At 35.4% G+C, this 19977-nt stretch carries 19 protein-coding genes; 11 read left to right on the forward strand and 8 right to left on the reverse strand.

Features of this window, described 5'->3' with window-relative positions:
• Positions 1–6: 6 nt before the first annotated feature.
• The 7 genes from IPH52_02305 (at position 7) to IPH52_02335 (ending at position 5875) form a co-directional block, all read left to right on the forward strand.
• The gene (locus IPH52_02305; protein MBK7053873.1) at positions 7–612 is read left to right on the forward strand and encodes a hypothetical protein; all 606 of its coding nucleotides are present in this window, start codon (positions 7–9) and stop codon (positions 610–612) included.
• Position 613: 1 nt separating this feature from the next.
• Entirely contained in the window at positions 614–1051 is a 438-nt protein-coding gene (locus tag IPH52_02310) for a four-helix bundle copper-binding protein (protein ID MBK7053874.1), read from the forward strand.
• Positions 1052–1258: 207 nt separating this feature from the next.
• The gene (locus IPH52_02315) at positions 1259–1606 is read left to right on the forward strand and encodes a nitrous oxide reductase accessory protein NosL (GenBank protein MBK7053875.1); all 348 of its coding nucleotides are present in this window, start codon (positions 1259–1261) and stop codon (positions 1604–1606) included.
• Positions 1606–3066, forward strand: coding sequence for a nitrous oxide reductase family maturation protein NosD (nosD, locus tag IPH52_02320; GenBank protein ID MBK7053876.1), 1461 nt, complete (start codon positions 1606–1608; stop codon positions 3064–3066). Before IPH52_02315 ends, nosD begins: the two co-directional genes overlap by 1 nt.
• A complete protein-coding gene (locus tag IPH52_02325; protein ID MBK7053877.1) occupies positions 3063–3779 on the forward strand; it encodes an ABC transporter ATP-binding protein in 717 nt (238 codons plus the stop codon). Before nosD ends, IPH52_02325 begins: the two co-directional genes overlap by 4 nt.
• A complete protein-coding gene (locus tag IPH52_02330; protein MBK7053878.1) occupies positions 3772–4566 on the forward strand; it encodes an ABC transporter permease subunit in 795 nt (264 codons plus the stop codon). Before IPH52_02325 ends, IPH52_02330 begins: the two co-directional genes overlap by 8 nt.
• Positions 4567–4744: 178 nt before the next feature.
• A complete protein-coding gene (locus tag IPH52_02335) occupies positions 4745–5875 on the forward strand; it encodes a Fic family protein (GenBank protein ID MBK7053879.1) in 1131 nt (376 codons plus the stop codon).
• Between the two features lie 28 nt (positions 5876–5903).
• Here IPH52_02335 and IPH52_02340 read toward each other — a convergent pair whose 3' ends face one another.
• Both IPH52_02340 and IPH52_02345 read right to left on the reverse strand, forming a co-directional pair.
• A complete protein-coding gene (locus IPH52_02340; protein ID MBK7053880.1) occupies positions 5904–7148 on the reverse strand; it encodes a M48 family metallopeptidase in 1245 nt (414 codons plus the stop codon).
• A gap of 41 nt (positions 7149–7189) precedes the next feature.
• Positions 7190–7555, reverse strand: a complete 366-nt coding sequence (locus IPH52_02345; protein ID MBK7053881.1) for a hypothetical protein — start codon at positions 7553–7555, stop codon at positions 7190–7192.
• Positions 7556–7783: 228 nt separating this feature from the next.
• On the opposite strand from IPH52_02345, the gene IPH52_02350 reads away from it, so the two are divergent.
• Both IPH52_02350 and IPH52_02355 read left to right on the forward strand, forming a co-directional pair.
• Positions 7784–9199, forward strand: coding sequence for a serine/threonine-protein phosphatase (locus IPH52_02350; GenBank protein MBK7053882.1), 1416 nt, complete (start codon positions 7784–7786; stop codon positions 9197–9199).
• Between the two features lie 6 nt (positions 9200–9205).
• On the forward strand, positions 9206–10648 hold the full coding sequence (locus tag IPH52_02355) for a WG repeat-containing protein (protein MBK7053883.1): 1443 nt from the start codon (positions 9206–9208) through the stop codon (positions 10646–10648).
• A 7-nt stretch (positions 10649–10655) separates the two neighbouring features.
• Here the strand turns inward: IPH52_02355 and aroA are convergent, their stop codons facing one another.
• Together aroA and IPH52_02365 are read right to left on the reverse strand one after the other, a co-directional pair.
• On the reverse strand, positions 10656–11945 hold the full coding sequence (aroA, locus tag IPH52_02360) for a 3-phosphoshikimate 1-carboxyvinyltransferase (GenBank protein ID MBK7053884.1): 1290 nt from the start codon (positions 11943–11945) through the stop codon (positions 10656–10658).
• Positions 11946–12002: 57 nt separating this feature from the next.
• A complete protein-coding gene (locus tag IPH52_02365) occupies positions 12003–13025 on the reverse strand; it encodes an MBL fold metallo-hydrolase (protein MBK7053885.1) in 1023 nt (340 codons plus the stop codon).
• A 315-nt stretch (positions 13026–13340) separates the two neighbouring features.
• On the opposite strand from IPH52_02365, the gene IPH52_02370 reads away from it, so the two are divergent.
• Entirely contained in the window at positions 13341–14429 is a 1089-nt protein-coding gene (locus IPH52_02370; protein ID MBK7053886.1) for a DegT/DnrJ/EryC1/StrS aminotransferase family protein, read from the forward strand.
• 93 nt (positions 14430–14522) lie between these two features.
• On the opposite strand, the gene IPH52_02375 is transcribed toward IPH52_02370, so the two are convergent.
• Together IPH52_02375 and IPH52_02380 are read right to left on the reverse strand one after the other, a co-directional pair.
• Positions 14523–15722, reverse strand: coding sequence for an ATP-grasp domain-containing protein (locus IPH52_02375; GenBank protein ID MBK7053887.1), 1200 nt, complete (start codon positions 15720–15722; stop codon positions 14523–14525).
• Complete coding sequence (locus IPH52_02380; protein MBK7053888.1) at positions 15701–16549, reverse strand: DUF455 family protein; 849 nt, start codon at positions 16547–16549, stop codon at positions 15701–15703. The genes IPH52_02375 and IPH52_02380 overlap by 22 nt, the downstream gene beginning before the upstream one ends.
• Before the next feature lie 275 nt (positions 16550–16824).
• Here IPH52_02380 and IPH52_02385 point away from each other — a divergent pair, with 275 nt between their 5' ends.
• Positions 16825–17589 (forward strand): pathogenesis-related family 1 protein, encoded by a 765-nt coding sequence (locus tag IPH52_02385; GenBank protein MBK7053889.1) that lies wholly within the window; start codon positions 16825–16827, stop codon positions 17587–17589.
• Positions 17590–17631: 42 nt separating this feature from the next.
• Here IPH52_02385 and IPH52_02390 read toward each other — a convergent pair whose 3' ends face one another.
• Positions 17632–18504, reverse strand: a complete 873-nt coding sequence (locus IPH52_02390; GenBank protein MBK7053890.1) for a prolyl oligopeptidase family serine peptidase — start codon at positions 18502–18504, stop codon at positions 17632–17634.
• A gap of 15 nt (positions 18505–18519) precedes the next feature.
• On the reverse strand, positions 18520–19884 hold the full coding sequence (locus IPH52_02395) for a hypothetical protein (GenBank protein ID MBK7053891.1): 1365 nt from the start codon (positions 19882–19884) through the stop codon (positions 18520–18522).
• Positions 19885–19977: the final 93 nt, after the last annotated feature.

The raw sequence follows: 19977 nt of genomic DNA on the forward strand, positions 1-19977 counted from the left end.
ATTTCTATGTGGACTAAAAAACTAACAAATCTAAATAGGTGGCTAGTTCTTCTAGCCGCCGTTCTCATGATCGGCGTATATTTTATGCCGATGTGGTATATATCCTTAGAAGCACCACAATATCCAGAAGGATTGAGTATGTATATCTGGATAAACAAAGTATCCGGTGGAACAGATTACGATCTTCAAAATATTAATTTATTAAACCACTATGTTGGGATGAAGGAAATTGTTTCTAGTTCTATACCGGAATTATTGTTTATGCCCTACGTTTTATTGTATATGATTCTTGGAGCAGTGGTTACTTTTATTTTGCCGCGGCTCTATATGATAGGCCTTGGGATTGTCAATTTATTACTTGTTGCGATTGCAGGTCTCTCTGATTTTTGGAGATGGGAATACAACTACGGACATGAATTAAATCCAGAAGCAGCTATCATTGTTCCAGGTATGTCTTACCAACCTCCTCTTCTCGGATGCACACAAATGTTAAACATCAACGCCTGTAGCCTTCCAAGTGCTGGTGCAATTATTCTATTTGTAGCAGTAGCAATCTTAGTTTACATAATTTGGGCAGAGAGAAAACTCTATTTAGAAACCAAAGGAGTTTAATATGAACAGAAAAAATTTCATTCAAACGGCAGCAGTTGTTGCACCACTTTTATATTCTGCAAATTTACTTTCGCAAGATGCAAAGTCTACTGAAGGAACAAAAACCGGTGGGAAATACGGAGCGCTTATTGACAGTGCAAGCGATTGCATCAAGAAGGGAGAACTCTGTATTAGCCACTGCGTCGATATGATGGCAGGTGGGGATAAGAGTATGGGTCCCTGCTCTAAAACAGTAAGAGACATGCTAGCAATGTGTGAGACTCTCAGCAAATTAGCAACAAGCAATTCCGAGTTCACAAAAAAACATGCAACGCTTTGTCTTGAAGTTTGTAAAAAATGTGAAGATGAATGTCGCAAACATCCAAAGCATAAAGTTTGTATGAATTGCGCTGAAAGCTGCAAAGAATGTATGAGCGAAATCAAAAAAATTCTAGGTTAAGGATATGAAAAGAAGAATGGGCTTTCTACTGTCACCTCGAACCTTTGAAAATCTCAATTGGCGAAAGCCGTTAGGCTGAACACTGTGAGAGGTCTATCTTTCTTAATAATATCTTGTTTGTTTCTTCTCATCTTCCTAAGTTGTTCAAACAATCTTCCAGAAGAAATTGTAGCTGGAGAACATAAATGCGAATTTTGTAAAATGGGAGTGGTAAATCAAAATTACCACTCTCAGGTTCTTACTAAGAAAGGAAGGCGTTATCATTTTGATTCGATTGAATGTATGTTTTCCTATTGGAATAAAAATTCTGATAAGATAGAAAAAGTATGGGTCAAAGATTATCTGCATCCAAAAGATTGGATTGAAATTGAAAATGCAAAATTTTTAAAAGCGGATAATCTTCCTTCGCCGATGGCAGCCAATTTATCCTCTTATAAATCTCCAAAAGAAGCAGAGGATAATCGTGTGTTATACGGTGGCATCATAATGACGCAACAAGAAGTAATGGAATACGTAAAAACAAATTGGGAAAAAGAATTGTCAAAGAAGCGATAATGAGAAATGAGGAATGCAAAATTAGTAATGTAGGAAGAATTTGGAAAAGCATCTACCCCTGTCACCTCGAACGCTCATCGAAAGTAGAGTATGCGAGAGCATCTAATGAGAATTATGCGCGTGAGAGGTCTATCTTCCTTAAAACTATCGTGGTATTGTCAGATAGATTTCTCACAGTCGTCTTTCAGCTAGGGCTGGCGCTAATTTTTCCTTTCTGTGTTCGAAATGACCGAATTACTTTCATTTTCCTTTTTCTCTTTGCCACTCTAAGCCTTAACGCCAACACTCTCACTGTCTGCGAAACTTGCACTCATAAAACTATCCACTCGGCAATAACTGCGGCTAATACGAATGATACGATAGAAGTAAAAAATGGAATTTATAAAGAAAGCCCAATTTTAATAACAAAATCAATTAAACTAAGAGGTATTGAAAATCCTACTCTCGATGGCGAAAACAAAGAGCATGTTGTAGACATTGTTTCAGATGATGTTGTAGTAGATGGATTTCGAATTATCAACAGTGGTGTTAGTGATATACGAGAATTTGCCGCTATTCATGTTGAGAACGCGAGAGGTTGTAATTTAAGGAATAATATTTTAGAAAATAATGTGTATGGATTTTACTTTGCAAAAGTAACTGATTGTATGATTGAAAATAACAGTTCCATTGGTAACGCAAAAGATGAAATATCCGGTGGAAATGGAATTCACCTTTGGTCTAGTAGCCATTTTACTATAAAGAAAAATAGAATCAGTAAACATAGAGATGGAATTTATTTTGAATTTTCGACGGAACTTTTAATCGAGGAAAATAAAAGTTTTAATAGCATTCGTTATGGTATGCATTTTATGTTTGCAAGTAATAACCGATTTTATAAAAACCATTTTTATGATAATTCTACTGGAGTGGCAGTGATGTTTTCGAAAAATATACAGGTAAAAGAAAATCTTTTTGAGAGAAGTAGGGACGGAAGTTCTTATGGAGTTTTGGTGAAAGATATCACGGACAGTGAGTTTACGAATAATACTTTTCAGGATAATACAATTGGTGTGGCGGCAGATAATTCTACTCGAAATAAATTTTTATCAAATCGCTTTTTACGAAATGGCTGGGCTTTCAATATAATGGGTAACTGTGAATCTAATGAAGTGCGAGGAAATAATTTCATTGGTAATGTGTTCGATCTCTCTACTAATTCACGCGAAAACTTAAATACATACGATAAAAATTTCTGGGATGCCTACAAAGGTTTTGATCTGGATAGAGATGGGACAGGGGATAAACCTTATTTACCAGTAAGATTTTTTAGTTACTGGGTAAATATCTATCCATTCCTAATGGTATTATTTCAATCTCCTGTAATAGAATTTCTAGAAATCGCCGAAAGAGCTTTTCCGGTTATGACACCGGTAGAGCTTAAAGACAAGTATCCTCAGATGAAGAAGTTTGCACTATGATACAAATAAAGAACTTAACTAAGACTTACAAGAAAAATACTGTTATCCGCAACTTGAATTTAGAAATTCAAGAGGGAGTCATAACAGCACTCGTTGGTCCGAATGGATCAGGCAAGACTACATTACTAAAGTGTATTCTGGGATTGACATTTCCCAGTAAAGAATCAAAGGTTTTACTTGCTGGATTAGAATATTTAAAACAAAATGAGCTTTATGAAATTGGGTATATGCCGCAAACTCCTCTTTTCCCACAAAACTTAAAAGTGAAGGAAATTTTAGAAATTCTAGAAACACTTGAAGAGAAAAATCCTGTCTTTAAAGAAAGGATAAAAGACGAACTTGAAATTGAAAAATTTGAGAATAAATACTTCGGTGAATTATCGGGAGGAATGAAGCAAAAAGTCAATATCCTCCAGTGCTTTAGCTCTGAAAAGAAATTTTATATTATAGATGAGCCTACTGCAAGTCTTGATCCGCATATATCTTTTTATCTAAAGAATTTACTGAAAGAGCGCAAAACAAAAGGTAGCTCCATTTTATTTACTTCGCATATCATGTCAGAAGTAGATGAAATTGCTGATAGAGTAGTAGTCATGGTAGAAGGAAAATTAATTTTACATGAAACACCGGTCGAAATTCTTGCAAAGAGTAAAGCCTCGAATATGGAAGAAGCACTTCGTTCCTTTTGGATGAAGGAAGGCAAACATGCGTAATCTCCTCCAGGTCGCAAAATTTGAATTCAAAGAAAACATTCGGAACAAATGGATATTTGCCTATGCAATCTCTTTCTTTTTAATTTCAAGTCTACTCATTTACTTTGGTGGAAATGAAAGTGCAAAGATCATAGCAAGTCTCTTGAGTATAATTCTACTTTTAGTTCCCCTCTTTGCTCTTTTATTTGGTAGCACAAATTTCTTAGACTCACTTTCCTTCATGGAAGTAATTTTTACTCGTCCGATTTCTAGATTTCATTATTACGCGGGAAAATTTTTAGGACTTTCGCTTGTGTTAAATCTCGGTTATCTGCTTGGCGTTGGAATTCCGATTTTATTATTCACCAATCCAGAATCAAAATTATTATTTTTATCTATTCAATTACTCGCATATGGATTTTTATTAAATTTAATTTTTATCGCTTTATCCTTGTTAATCGCTGTATTGTTTTTAAAACGGGAAGCAGTTTTATCGGTATCACTCGCTCTATGGTTTTATCTCTATTTACTTTATGATCTTTTGATGCTAGGAATCAGTATAAACTTTGGAGAATATCCACTTGAAGTTCCAATTCTTCTACTTACTTGCATTAACCCTCTCGACCTAGTGCGGATAATTACGATTTTGCAGATGGACAATGCAGTCTTACTTGGATTTACCTCTGCGTTCTTTCAAAAGTATTTAGGTAATGCAAATGGAATTTTACTATGTCTCAGTCTATTGATTGTATGGACTGGAATTCCTTTTTACATTGGTTACCGTTTTTTTGCAAAGAAGGATTTGTAGAGATTGTTCTGCACATAAGCGAAATATAATTTACTCTTGAGTTCAATAAAGTTTCGAACTACAAATAAAGGATTTTTTATTTACAATACACCTATTTCCTGCAAATATAGATTTACATATTTGCAGGAAACCCATTTCCTGCAAATATGTAAATCTATATTTGCAGGAAGCGATTTCTATGAAAATAAGTGGCTTTAAAGCGGGAAAATTTTCCCAAAGATTTCAATACAAGAGTTTTGAACCAAACTATGTAGATTTGCATTGGATTATTGACGATGCCGAATTAATAATGCTTTTGAGTGAGGCGAGCCTGAAATTAGGAGAATTAAATGCATTTTCGCAATTAATACCCGATATCGACTTTTTCATAAAAATGCATGTATTCAAAGAGGGAACCGAAAGTAGTCGGATAGAAGGAACGCAAACTAACATAGACGACGCTGTGCAGAAGGAAGAAAATATCCAACCAGAAAAGAAGGATGATTGGCAGGAAGTCCAAAACTATGTGCAGTCCATGAATCAAGCAATCGAAAGCTTACAGACATTTCCCCTGAGTAATCGTTTACTAAAACAAACACATAAGACACTATTACAAGGAGTAAGGGGCACATCCAAATTACCCGGTGAATTTCGCCAAAGCCAAAATTGGATTGGTGGAAGTAGTTTGAAAGATGCAGTTTTTATTCCACCGCACCATGACAGCGTAGCTGATTTAATGTCTGATTTAGAGAAATTTCTGCACAATGAAAACACACCCGTTCCACCATTAATAAAAATAGGAATTGCTCACTACCAATTCGAAACGATTCATCCTTTCTTGGATGGGAATGGTAGAATTGGACGTTTGCTCATAACGCTTTTTTTAGTAAGCAATCAACTCTTGCACAAACCAACTTTATATCTTTCCGATTACTTTGAAAAAAACAAATCGTATTATTATGACAATCTAACTCGCGTCAGAACACACAATGATTTGAAGCAATGGCTAAAATTTTTTTTAGAAGGAGTCCGTAGCACTTCTGAAAATTCTATACAGACATTCAAATATATCATTGCACTTAGAACCGAAGTAGAAAATAAAATTATATCACTTGGGAAAAAACAACCTTTAGCAAAATCACTGTTACAATTTTTATTTACCAATCCAGTCGCTGATGCGGGCGATATAGCCAAGGCTCTTTCGGTTAACGTATCAACTGCTCTCCGATTGATAGATGATTTTATGAAATCCAGAATACTGATTGAAAAAACAGGCTTTAAACGAAATAGAATTTTCTCTTTTGATAGCTACATAAAATTATTTAGATGATGAACTAGATACTAGAGTTGTTGCGAAATTACTTCGCCTGAAACTCTTCTGCCATTCGAATTCTCTCAATCGTCATTGGATGTGAATAAGAATAAAAGACAACCCATGGATGCGGATTCAGGCGCGACTTATTGTCTTTTGCCATTTTGATTTCGGTGTCGATGAAAGATTTTTTATCGTTTGTAAGAACTAATGCTTCCATATCAGCTTGTGCTTCTTGATAACGACTGAATGTATTCCAAAATGGATTAGTAAAAGTTCCTGCGATTAAAATGACTAGAAATAAGATTGGCCATGACGAGGGAGAATAAATTTCTCTTAATACAAACTCATTTCCATTTTTTGCAATTTTAAAAATTACGCCAATCAGCAAACAAAGCAAAAACATTTCAATAGTATTTCCAACAAGGAACGTCAATTCATGATTATGCGTCCAATGACCAATTTCATGACCGAGAACACTGATTACTTCTTCCTCTGTGTGGTTTTTAATAAGCGTATCATATAAGAATATTTTCCGATTCTCCCCCCAACCTGTAAAATAGGCATTGGTATGACCTGAATATTTACTTTCATTAATCACGTAAACATTTTCTACTTTGATCTGAGCTTGATCACAGAGATTTACAATTTTAATTTTGAGACTACCTTCATCGATTGGTTTGTAATCATAAAAAATGGGAGTAATTAAAATTGGATATAAAACAGAAAAAACTAAACCAAGGACAAGCGAGCCAATTGGAATTAAATACTTCCATGTCCTTTCAAAAGTTTTTAGAATGAAAGCCACTCCAATTGAAAGAACAGTTCCCAATCCAAGACCGACTAATGCTGATTTTGCGGTGAACAGTATCCATTCCCCTAAGGTCATTTTAGAAAAACCAAATTGGTGCTCTAGGACAAAACCAAAATAATACTGTAATGGTAACGATAGAATAAATTCAATGACGCTGAATGAAAGAAAAAATAAAAAAACCATTGGGTAATAATGATTCTTTGTCTTTGCTACCAAGTATTCTTCAATGCGAATTGCCAGGGGGCTAAAAGCAAATACTCCTAATAAAATAAAATCAATGATTTGCGAAGCAATCCTTACAAAAAATCCTCTTCTTCCATACTCGATTCCAATCTTAATATCATCTGGAGTAAAATATTGTAATGTGCGAGATTGTAACTCTGCTGAATCGCTACCAATATAAGAAAGAATTTTTATTCCAACACTGAATGCTATTTGTAAAACAAAAAGAAAAATTAAAATTTTTTTTAGCTTCATTTTCGGGAAATTCCTCTGCCGCTTAACGTCTTGAAATGGAATTACTTAACCATTTGCGCTAATTTTTTTGCTAAGATATCTTGGGTCTTTGCAAAACAAACTCTAATGACCGCAATTGCATCTTCTTTATCTTGAAACCCATTCGAGAAATGCTCATTCAGAAAACTTAAATAGTTGTGAAAACCTTCCAACTTCAATAGAAGTAACGTAGCAGAAATTTTATGACGAGTTTTTCTGAAATCCTCCATATTTTCTGATCTGATTTGTTCTTCTAATAGAGCTAGATATTTTACATACTCTTGCTGTATCTTCTGGAGAATCATGATAAATTCTTTGTCATTATCTAGATAAATCTCTTCTAAATTCGAGAAATCTATTTCTACTTTTACATTTTCATTTATATTCATATAACTTATTTAGTTAAAAAAACAGTCAAAACAATTGAAGCCTAGATTGCTATTTTATTTGGCGAAGTCAATTCCTTTCTTTAATTTAGAGAGCGTTTTATTTAAATTCAATGAACTGAAAATTGCCAATATTTTTCTTTACTTGTTGTTTAGATTTTTCTAATATCTAGTGTAAGCAGAATTCTCAGAAAATACGGATGTAAAAACTTTGGATCATAAGAACCATCAATGATAAATAAAATCATTTCCCTTTATAAATCATTTTACGTAAACGCTCCCAAAAAGCATCGGCGTGAATTTGCGGAAAAATTGCGAACAGATAACATAGCCAGACTCAAAGTAATGTCGTTGTTCGTTCTATCTCTGATTCCATTTATGGCTTTGGCTCATTTCGAAATTATCAAACTAAAATACTGCAAAACCATTCCCTTTTACTGCGAAACTTTGTTTGGTGCACATTATGCAGCCCTCTCTTTTTCAATTATGTATCTTATTGTCTATAGATTTGCTAATCCCAGAAATTGGAAAATCTTTTTTGCAGAAGCGTTCGTATTTTTTTTCATTCTTCTATTTCTTACGATCTTTTCGATTTCATCGCTCGCATCTCAATTTTTCTCTGGCAATATTTCTTTCTTTACAACTGGTGCAGTATTTATGGCTGCTCTTTTTGTAACATTTAAACGTTATGCGACAATTCTTTATTTTTCATCTCTATTATTTTTCTTGTTCGGTCTGTATAAATTTCAGTCAGATGCAAGTTTATTATTTTCAAATAGTGCAAATGCAATTATCGCAGTGTTTTTTGCCTATTGTCTCAATTTAATCTTCTTCCATTATAAATTGGATGATTTTTTAAATTCCAAAACGATAGAACAAAAAACAAAAGAAATAAATCGAACCCTCGACGATCTTAAAAAAGATATTTCAATCGCAAAAAAAATTCAGGGAAGTTTGATGCAAAAGAATTTCTCTCATATTAAACACCTCATTTTTGCAGTAAGTTATATTCCTTTAGATGAAGTCGGCGGCGATATATACGATATTTCCGAAATCAACCAGAAATATACACGAATTTTTTTAGCAGATGCAACAGGTCATGGTGTCCAAGCCGCGCTCATTACAATGGCGATTAAAGGGGAATATGAAAGTTTTAAAAATAGCACATCAAGTCCTAAAAAACTTTTACGCAATTTGAATAATGATTTTGTTACAAAATTCGGAGCTATACATAGTTTTTTTTCCTGCATCTTGGTAGATATATATCCAGAGAAAAATAAAATTGTCTATGCCTCGGCGGGACATCCAGATCAAATTATTCAAAAGAAAAACTGGGACATTAAAAATCTCTCTCGCACTGGTAAGCTCATGGGGCTAATGAAAGATGTCGAGTTTGAGGAAGTCGAAGTTCCTTTTGACAAAGGTGATAAATTGTTTTTGTTCACAGATGGTCTCTTTGAAGAATTCAATACAAATAAAGAAGAATTTGGAGAGAGTCAGGTTGTTAGCATTATAAAGGCTTATAGCGACAAAGAGCTAAAGGATTTATTTCCAATCCTTATGGAAAGTTTGTATACTTTCCTGGAGAATGCATCGAGACAGGACGACATTACATTTATTGGAGTTGAACATGATAGGGATGAATAAAGATAAATGCTTTTAGTTTTCTCCATTTACTTCCTTGCCAATCGCTTTTCTATTCGTGTGAGTCAGTGGATAATTCTTATTTCTCTCTCACTTGCAATTCCATTATCTGCTGAACCAGACTCATTATTTCGAATCAATAAACTAGTCAATGGAAATACATATCACTGGGGAATAATGGATATCTCCGGCACTGTTAAAATTTCTCCTAGGTTTGAAGGACTCGGTGAGTTTACGGATAATGTCGCATTGGCGCAATTAAATAAGAAATGGGGAGTCATTAATAAAAAAGGAGAGTTTATTCGAAAGCCAGAATTCCAAGATGTCAGACAATTTGAAAATGGACTGGCATGGGTAATTCAAAATTGCACCTATTGGCTAGCATGGGAATGCGAAAGAGGCAAATGGGGATTAATCAATCAAACTGGAGAAATTATAATTCAGCCTAAATACGATGGAGTATCATCAGTAGAAGCTCCTTACGTTCCAAGATTGTTCGGTAGACCTTCCGGGGAGTTACACAGAGACAGATTCTTCTGGGATAAGGATGGTTATGCGCGAGTCTATACAGAAAGCAATGATCCATTTAATCGTATCCGAAAATACGGAATCGTGGATCGGAACGGAAAAGAAATCATTCCACCCAATTTTCACAAGATTGATTTCTTTCAAAATGACATAGCTCCTTTTTCACAAAATAATGGAAAAGGAATTTTCTATGGACTCATTCATGCTTCCGGTGAAATTCTAATAGAGGCAAATACATATAAATCAATAATCTCTCTAGTTCCTTTTGAAGATAAATATTCCGAAGTAATTTGGGCAGCTTCTTATTATGATAAAGACAAGCACGTAACACTGATTAAACTCTTAAAGAAAGATGGAGAAGAAATTTCTCCGATTCGACTGCATCAGATTCACCCATTTAAAGAAGGGCTTGCCGTTGCCAGAGAAACAAACACTGCAAAATGGGGAATCCTTGATAGAAATGGAAATTGGAATGTAGAGCCGACCTACAAAAGCTATAGAGATGCTTTCCCTGAAGAAGAGAAAAAAAGAAAGAATCTGATAGAAATAAACGGAAAACGGTTTTATAAAGATGCAAACGAAGACTTTCTTTGGTTTTCAGAAACAGAAGTAGACCCATATGATAAAGAAGAAAGAGGCTTCTGGAATTATTCTGATTTAGAGGGGAATAATGTCGTTTACTGCAAATCTTTCGAACGAGGATATTTTTCTGAAGGAGTATCGTGGATAAGCCTACGTTACCGCAAGAAAGGAAATGAGCATATCATCTATCTAGGACTAATCAATGAACAAGGAAAGGAACTCGTGCCGCCTATTTATCTGAATGCTCTTCCTTTTCGAAATGGACTTGGTGTCGCCCAAGTCTTTGGCGGCAATTGGGGTTATGTAAACAAGCAAGGGAAAGTCGTTTGGTGGATGAAGTAAATTATCCTTAACTTTGTAACCTTTTTACAATAGTTTTAAAGTCCGGAAACGAAGTATCAATCCAAGAATCATCGTCAATCTGAATCTCATTTTGAAGAAGTGTTTTCAAGATTAAGAAGCTCATAGCAATTCGATGATCCATAAAAGATTCAATGAGCGCAGGCTTAATCTCATTTACCTCAGCGAACGCATAACCGTCCTTAGCTTCCTCTACAACGATTCCTAGTTTTTGTAAATTAGAAACCATCGCATGGATTCGATCTGATTCTTTTGCTCGGAGGTCTTCTGCATTTTTAATTTCAAATCCATTCGCAGAAAAAAGTCCAGCGATCGTAAGTATAGGAATTTCATCTATGATGGAAGGAATTAAAGCCGAAGTGATGTCCGTCTTTTTCAATTGCGATGGATAGACTCTTAGATCACCTATAATTTCGCCACATTCTGATCTTTCTTTTTCTACTTCTATCCGTCCACCCATATTGCGCAAAACGGTTATTATCCCAATGCGTGCTGGATTCAATCCTACATTTTGAATTAGAATTGTTCCCGATTTAGCAAGCAATCCAAAGACAATAAAAAAAGCGGCAGACGAAATATCTCCCGGAACTTGAAACTTTGCACCGGAAAAAGAAAATGGAGGTTTGATTTTAAAATGAGTTTTAGAAAAATGTTCAATAGAGCCACCGAGAAAACGAAGCATATTCTCTGTATGGTCTCGCGATAATTCGTCCTCTTCATATTCCAATTCAACGTCAGACGCAATGGCAGCAAGCATCAAACAAGATTTAACCTGTGCGCTAGCGATTGGACTCTTGTAGCTAATTGAGCGTAACTTCTTGCCAGTAACTTTAAGTGGCGCTTTTCCATCGCCTGTCACAGATTGAATATCGGCACCCATTAAACTCAGCGGATCAATTATACGCTTCATCGGACGTTTTCGCAGGGATGCATCACCGGTTAATTGAGTATTAACCCCATCAAGTCCCGCAAAGAGTCCTGCGGAAAGTCTAATTCCCGTTCCCCCATTTCCAAAATCCAGTTCTTCTTTAGGAGAGGCTAGTCCAAATTTGCCGGGACTTTTAACTTTATAATTCCCAACACCTGTCTTTGTAAACTCGACTCCAAGTTTAGAAAAAGACTTCATCGTATTGAGTGGATCTTCTGCTTCGAGAAAGCCAGTTATCTCCGACTCGCCCTTAGCGAGAGAGGAGAATAATACAGAACGGTGCGATACAGATTTATCGCCCGGAACTAGAATAGAAAAACTAGATGGAATTTGAAATGTTGAAGAAAGCATATGCTTCCATAAAGTAAGAAGGCTTTGTTATGAAAATAAAAAATTTATTTTCATGGATTATTCACCAATCCATTCATACTTCTCATAAGGCGGATCTACTTCTAAAACTCGAACATGGTTTTGTGCGATGAGCTTTAAAATGATAGCTTGAATGATTGCCAGTGCAACAACATAATAGGGATTCCCCGCAATTTTTTCGCCCATCGCTTCAACGGCTAATTCATGTAAGTCATAAGAGCCAAGTTTTAAACGACGTATAACTCCACGTTCGTGATAACTTAATGTTTTAATTAGAATTTTTATAGCTCGCTTCGGATCTTCCGGTTCGGGACCGTGTGCGGGTAATAGTCGTTTAATAGGAAGTTTCGCAAGTCTTTCTAGAGATTTGTGATAGAGACTTAAATTTCCATCGAACTCAGCGTAAATAGAAGAAATATTTTGTAAAACCAGATCACCCGTGAAGTAAATCCCTTCGCCCAAAATATAAGGACTTAGGTGCCAGATATTATGACCGGGTGTGTGCATAAAGCCGATTAGCCGGTCGCCAATGTCGATGACGTCTCCTTCTACTAATTCAACGTCCATCTTTAAAATTGGATTGGTCTTCTTGGATCCTTTGAGAGCAGCTAACAGTTCTTTATACCCTTTCTCGGATTGCTGAATCTCACTTCTTCTTTTTTCAGGACTTGAAATCGCTTTGTAAACCAAGCGGTTCATTGTTCTCTGAAAAGATTCATTGTGTTCTCGAAAGTTACCAACAAACTTTGCCATTCCCTGCATCCCATAATGCTTTGCATTCGTATAAGCCCGCAATGTGAGACTAGCGCTGATATGATCTAGATGATTATGCGTATAAAAAATATGTTGGATTTTAGAAAAGGGCAGATTTATTTTTTTCATTGCCCGCTGCAACAAGCCAAGATTCAGAATAAATCCAGAATCGATTAAAGTAGGTTGCTCCCCATTCAGAATGTAAATATTATTGGGCGCATAAAATGGTTGCGGAAGAACGATTTTAAACAGGTTGTGACCAATTTCTTCAACGGCAGGAATCTCAGAATCATACTTATGAATTTTCATCTAATTCAATGCTTTCTCGATTCCTAAATTGGGCAAGTTAATTCTTTGGTCGAACCGCGCTCGCCGCTCTGGGTAATAAATTGCCGCCAATTTCAAGGATTACATCGAATTTTCAGGCGAAGCAATTTATTATCCCAGCGTAGATCGCTAGAACTCGAAGTAGAAGGACTCTCTCAGAAAAGAGATTGGAGTTTGAGAATCAAGTAATTGGATTTCCCAAAAATCAAAAATTATGAGAAATCCTCTGTTTTTTACTTTACAACTTATGTCTCATTGCGATAATGCGACATAACATATAAAAAGGCATTAACGAACGTGGGAAATATTGCAGAAAAACTCTTACCGAAAAACCAGTCCATTGAATTCAATAAACCAACGCTTTCCAAGGAAGAACTAGTCACTGTCCTTGACTGCCTTGTAGATGACATGCTCTCTTCTGGCTTAATCAAAGACAGATTTGAGAAAGACTTCAAGTCAACTTTTAAATTGCGAAACGTAATCGCAGTCAATAGCCTAACTTCAGCTTACCACCTTGCACTCATTTCGCTTGGAATTACCGACAACGATCCAGTTTTACTTTCAACCTATGCACCCCATGCTGCGTTAGATGCAATCTTAATGCTTCGCGCCAAACCAATATTAGTCGATCTTGGCAAATCCTCCTTTCATATGGATGTCGAAGAGTTTAATCATAGAGTAGAAGAATTTTCTCCAAAAGCAATACTAATCGATCATGCGTTTGGTTGTCTCTTCGATTTAAAAAAATACGACATAAAAGAAATTCCAGTCATAGAAGATTACTCAGAAGCGATAGGCGCCGACTCAGAAGATATTTCCGTAAGCAAACAAGGGACTATCTCAATTTGTGGAATGCTACCAAACCATGTAATCACAACTGGTAACGGGGCAATCATGATTACCCCCAATGATACCCTCGCAGAAACTATTCGTTCTCTCAAAGTTGGCAATAATGAAAAAAGAGAAGCAGACAAACCTAAATATGATTATAACTTGCTAGATTTTCAAGCTGCAATTGGTATTGAACAAATTTCTAAACTAGGTGTAATCATTGAGCGCAAAAAAAAGATTGCTCAGATTTACCTGCAATCAGTATTAGCCGCTTCTCATGAAACTTTTTTCAAACATGCAAGCCAGGATCAATTTAATCGTTTTCCTTTAATTGTATCCAAACCTTACGAAGAAATAGAGCGTTATTTTAAATCATTACAAATCGGAACTGAACGAACAATCTCCAATCCTCTCCACAGAATACTGAAAGCGAATAACGGTGATTTTGCGAATGCAGAGAGATTATACCAAAGAGGTCACTGTATTCCTATCTATCCCAACCTAACAAAGGATAACGTGAATCGAATTGCTAATTCCATTAAGGGGATATACTAAGAGGCTGTGTAAAAAGAAGATTTTCTCACATTATGTTGCTTCTTTGGAAAGCAACATAATGTGACTCATTTCTTTTTGCTTTTACACAGTCCCTTAAAGAAGTAGTTTTCTGATTGAATCGTTAATCTTTGTAGGAAATTTACTTTTACTTGAAACATAGAATCCCAAAAAGGGATAATTATTACCATTTTGCATTGTAAGTGGGGTAACAATTATTATCCTACACTTATATTCCTTTTCAACCTTTGCTAAATTTGAAATTAATGCTTTGAATTTTAAATCCTTACTCTTTACAGGGAAAAATAAAAGGGCACAATCATCAGTATCCGTTCCTATCTTTTTATTTAAATCATACAATACTCTACCCATAGAATAACGGAAATTTATTTCACTCATATATTGGATTTCCAATTTATCTTCTCTCTTAAATGCAAACCCGTCCATCGAAATCGGACCACTATAAGATGAGCTATACCGTTGGTAACTATTTATTATAGAATTCATACCCTTAATAAACTCCTCTCCAAAATTTTTCTGAATGAGTGATCCTCTATATGTACCAAATTTATCGACTAACATTTGAGTAATTGCGAGAAGCGTTGACTTTTTAGAAGATAATTCAAATAATCCGCTAAAATCTTTTGTTTTAAATTCTTCTACCCATTCTTCTACAATGATCCCGCCAGGGTTTTCCTTTGAAATTTCGTTTAGTTTTTTTGAAATCTCTTTTATCTCATCCTTGGATTTTACAATATAACTCCCTCTTCCTGAAAATCCAAACTCAGACTTAATAACTAAGGGCAGTGGCATTACAGAAAGTGCATACTCTAATTCGAATTTATTTGAGCAAACTATTGAATTAACTCTATTTACTTTTTGCGATTCCTTCCAACGAGTTTGATTTATTTTAGAATTTATAAAATGAGAATTTGATATAATATGTTTTTTCTTTTCCAAAATAAATTTGGTATGATTGATTAAACTCGTTTTTCCCCATTCTACTAATACTTTGTCTTTTATTTTTTTCTTATCTAAAGTAAGAGTATCTCCAAAATACGAATCATCTGTAATAAAATTATCTCCGCAGCTAATTTTATTTTTTCCCCAGTATTCAATTAATTCTTCAGAGACTGGGGCTCCGAGAATAGTGCAATCATTCTTGTTTGATAATATTAGAAATAAATACTCGAATGCCTGACTTCTCTCAAAGAGTGCTTTGTCAAAATTGACAACTTTTGGGTATTTACTAATTTCCAATTCGAAGAGTGAGTTTAATCTGTATAAATTCCCCATGTTTTTAATCCTTCTGGTATAATTTCTTTTTTGCGATTTGAAAATTCATCTTTGTATTCTGCTAATTTCATAATAAAATCTTCCGTAAATCCAACTTTTCTTCTATTGTCTGGAATATAGAAATAACCCTTGGCTCGTCTCGGTGTAAATGGCGAATCTAATAGAGAAAGGTAATATTCCCATTCCGAAATCGAATGATCTTCTCTTTTTTGAAGAACTTTTAAGCCACGCTTTACATGTTTTAATTCATCTAAGAAGATAATCTCCATTATCTCCGCACTTCTATGATCACCAAATTGAGAAAATGTCTTTTCATAAATAGTGGCATAATCAAGATTAGCCCCTTCAAAGGAGATTGACATGATCGCAGTAAATTTTTCAAAGCTTCCCATTAATGGCACGTATTTCCAGAATATCCCATTTAGGGGACGCTCTCCAAATTCTATTCCAAGTTCATTCATTCGATCCAAGTATAATTTTAAATGCTTCTGCTCTTCTCTTAGACTACTGAATAAATCAAGTCTCGATTTATCTGAAATATTTTGAAATTTCAGCAATGCCCAGGCAAAAATCTCGGTGGCCATTAGCTCATGATTTGCAAAATGATGCATCGCAATTCCTCGATTTACAGTTAAATGCAAATGTTCTAGTCTAGGAATTTTTGATTTCTTATCAGAAATCAAAATGCCTGTATCCCTCACTGGCAAATTCGGAATTTCGAAAGAAAAATCTCGAGTATCCACTAAATCATCAGGAGGCGATAAAAGCTTATCTTCTAATTTTGGGGAACAAAGAATGTGCCGGCAATAATCATTAATTGTTTGCATGGTAAAATTAAGAGTAACCGTTCTTTATAAAATTCTTAGCTACTACAAATACAATCTATAATTGGCTGTAAATATTTTTTATTTTCATAGTTTAATTTTTATGGAATAGACTTTCAGAAGAAAATAAAATCACATTTAAAAATGCAATGAATTTCATTCACCTTTTGAGCGGATAACATAAATATAACCAAGACTTCTTAGGTTCAATAGAATTATAGATTTTTGATTGAATTAATCTAGAGGTCTAAAAACATTAATGAAAGAGAAGACAAAGTATGAAAAAACTATTTATTTTATTCACTTTATTTACATTTACGAATTGCATTCAAAATATTATGGAATGCCCATCTGACCTTCTGAAATCAGAATGCAAGTCTACTGAGACTCGCAAAAAATATAGCCAGAATATGGTATTACTCGGACTGGGCATTGCATCCAAGAGCGGTGTAAGTTTTTCAGCAGGCTCAACTTCCAACTCTCCCACTAGCTCCACAAACTCTGCCGCCGAAGCTACTTCCGTTTCTGGAATCACAAATGAGCATAACAAGTTGCGAGCACAGGAAAATGCCAGTTTGCCTAACTTAACCTGGGATGCGACTGTTGCTGATTATGCGCTCAGAAAAGTTACCTTTCTCGCAAATAGCAATAATTGCACAATGAGTCATACAGCCGGACCAACGAATCCTGGCTATGGGGAAAATCTTGCTTGGTCAAGTGCTTCCGGCTACACCGCAGTAGCCGCAACGAACGCATGGTATGACGAGAAACCAAATTATACCTACGCTACAAATTCCTGCGCTTCCGGAAAAGTTTGCGGTCACTATACGCAAGTTGTATGGAAAAATTCCACAAAAATAGGATGCGCAGGTGTTGTTTGTTCTAACGGTGGTGGAATTATTTACGGATGCAATTATGATCCACCGGGAAATTATTCAGGACAAAGCCTTTACTCGGGGGGGTTACCCCGCGGGGGGGCCCCCCCCCCGGGCGGGCGCGGCCCCCCCGGCCCGCGGGGGCGCGGGGGGGCGTTATTGGGATAAAAAAACAGGGTTTTATTCTCTTGCATAAGGTGAGTTAGTAATTTATTTAATACTAGAAAAAAATTGAAAGATTGGATCTACTTCTGAATCCCAATACTTATAATCATGCTCTGCATCTTTGGGATCATTAAAAATCATCTTTAAATTTGGATGAAGCTCTTTCAATTTTAAATAGAAATTTTTAGTTTGAATAAATGGAGAAATTTTATCAGCTTGTCCATGTCCGAGGTAAATCGGTATTTTCCATTCCTTTGCATTTCGGTGAACATTGTCTACCGTTTCCCAACGCTCTCTGTTTTCTTCATAAGAACCGTAAGAGCCCGTCATCAAGCGATCTTTCGGCATAGTAGCTTGATCAAAGTCTCCCGATATGGAGGCTGCAGCGGAAAAAATATCGGGTTTCGTATAACCAAGAATAGCCGCACCCCGTCCACCGGTTGACAATCCCATTACAAAATTCTTTCCACCTTTTATTAAAATTCCATTTTGCTGAAAAGAAGGAATTAGAATTTCCCTCACCCATTTCCCGCCGGGAGTAGTTGACCATTTTAATTTTGTTTCTGGAAAATAATCTGATTCGTAATTCGTCTTTCCCATTTCTGGAAAAATAAGTCGGAATCCTTTTTCTTTTCCACTTTTTAAGATTCTAGTTTTCTTTTGCCAATCATCTCTTGGAAAACTCCATCCATTCAATACAAGAACATCAGCAACAACTTTTTTATCTTCCGGTGTATACACATCTACTGGAATCTTGTTAGTGCAGGGCGGCAAAGTAAGTGTAACCACAGATGCATCTTTAGGTAAGCATAATGTTTGAACTCCGGGCTTTAATTCGATTTTATCAGGGAATATCTCAAAGGCTAACAGTAATATTCCCACAAATAGTAGTTGAATGATCTTTAAAAAAATATTCATTTTATTCTCTTTTAATTATATTTTGGCTTTGACCCATTTCTTAACAGATACTGCTTTTTTCATATTCTCGATAATTTCAACAGTCATGTCTTCACTGAGCTTATTGAATTCGCTGTCCTGTGAGCCTAAGATCACATCATCTAAGACATTATCTATCAATAGATTGATATTTTCTTCTCCGTTTTCGCCTGTTAATTTAGAAATAATGACTTCATTTACAGAATCAAATACAGCTAAGCCAATGTCTTTTGTAATGGTTTCTTTAATCACTGCAGGAACTAGGTGTAGCGTTGAAGCGGTATTAGACGATCTGACTAACGCTTCCGCCAGAAGTTTACGAATCATGTCATTCGCCTTTGGGTTCGCAATTCCTTTTTTAACATTATCAATAATAAGCTTCTTTAATTGCTCGCGTCTTGCTTCTACTGCGGAAGTAATTAAATTGATAGATGCTCCTGATTTAATTTCTTCTTGCATCTCTGTAAGAATTCGAACTGTAACCATATCAGTTAATTCTTCTTTAATGATATTGGTGTAGTAAGTAAAGGTTCGGGTAAATATATCATTGCCCACATTTGTAAGACTGCTATTCTTCAATAAAATATACATAGAGACAACACGGAATAATCGGAAGAAACGAAACTCGGCTAACGGGACTAAACCCAATACATCATACCAATGATACATAGGATATAAAAACCAAGCAACATAAACTCGATTTTTAATAGCTAAAAACCATTGAACCAAAAATTCTATTAAGAATAATAAAAAGAAAGGTAAATCCAGTTTTAAAAAATCATCTTTTAATTTTCCATTCAATCCATATTGCCTATAGTAATTTGCATTTACTAAAGGAAAAATTTCTTCTTGAAAATACTTGATATGATCTAGTGCATTGTTTGGATTGTAAGTCCAATACCACTTCAAAGCCTCTTTAGAAGAAGATTTTTCGTGGCTAATGCCTGTTTCCTCTTCATACTTTTTCTTTGTTTTATCCTTCAACTGCTGGAGATTTGCCATTAGCCCCGCTTTCTCAAATGGATTTTCATCCACAATTTTAATAGACTGGTCGACTAATTTTTGAGAAATTACTTGAACTGCTTCCAATTTTTCCGGCGAATCTGGAGTAGCCACAATGCGAGAGTATTCATCTACTAGCTTTAAATAGTCTTCTGTGGTTCGGTGAGGCTCAATTCCAAGAAATGGATCATAAAATCTTGTCACAGCAGGTAAATGCGATAAGTAATAAGGTCTGAGAGAGAGGTATGTTAAATCAAAAACAATCAAGTTTAGATTTAAAATCACAGCCTGAATCATAAATAAATCCCAGAGTATTCTGAATGTAAAAAAGCGAGCAACCATTTCTTTAATCTTTATCATATTTCAGCAAAATAATGAGATAACTGCATTTGGCAAGGATTTCTATTTTTAAATTGTAGAAATTATCTCGGAACTTTTCAGACTGGAATTTGG

This window comes from Leptospiraceae bacterium (assembly GCA_016708435.1).
GTDB lineage: Bacteria > Spirochaetota > Leptospiria > Leptospirales > Leptospiraceae > UBA2033.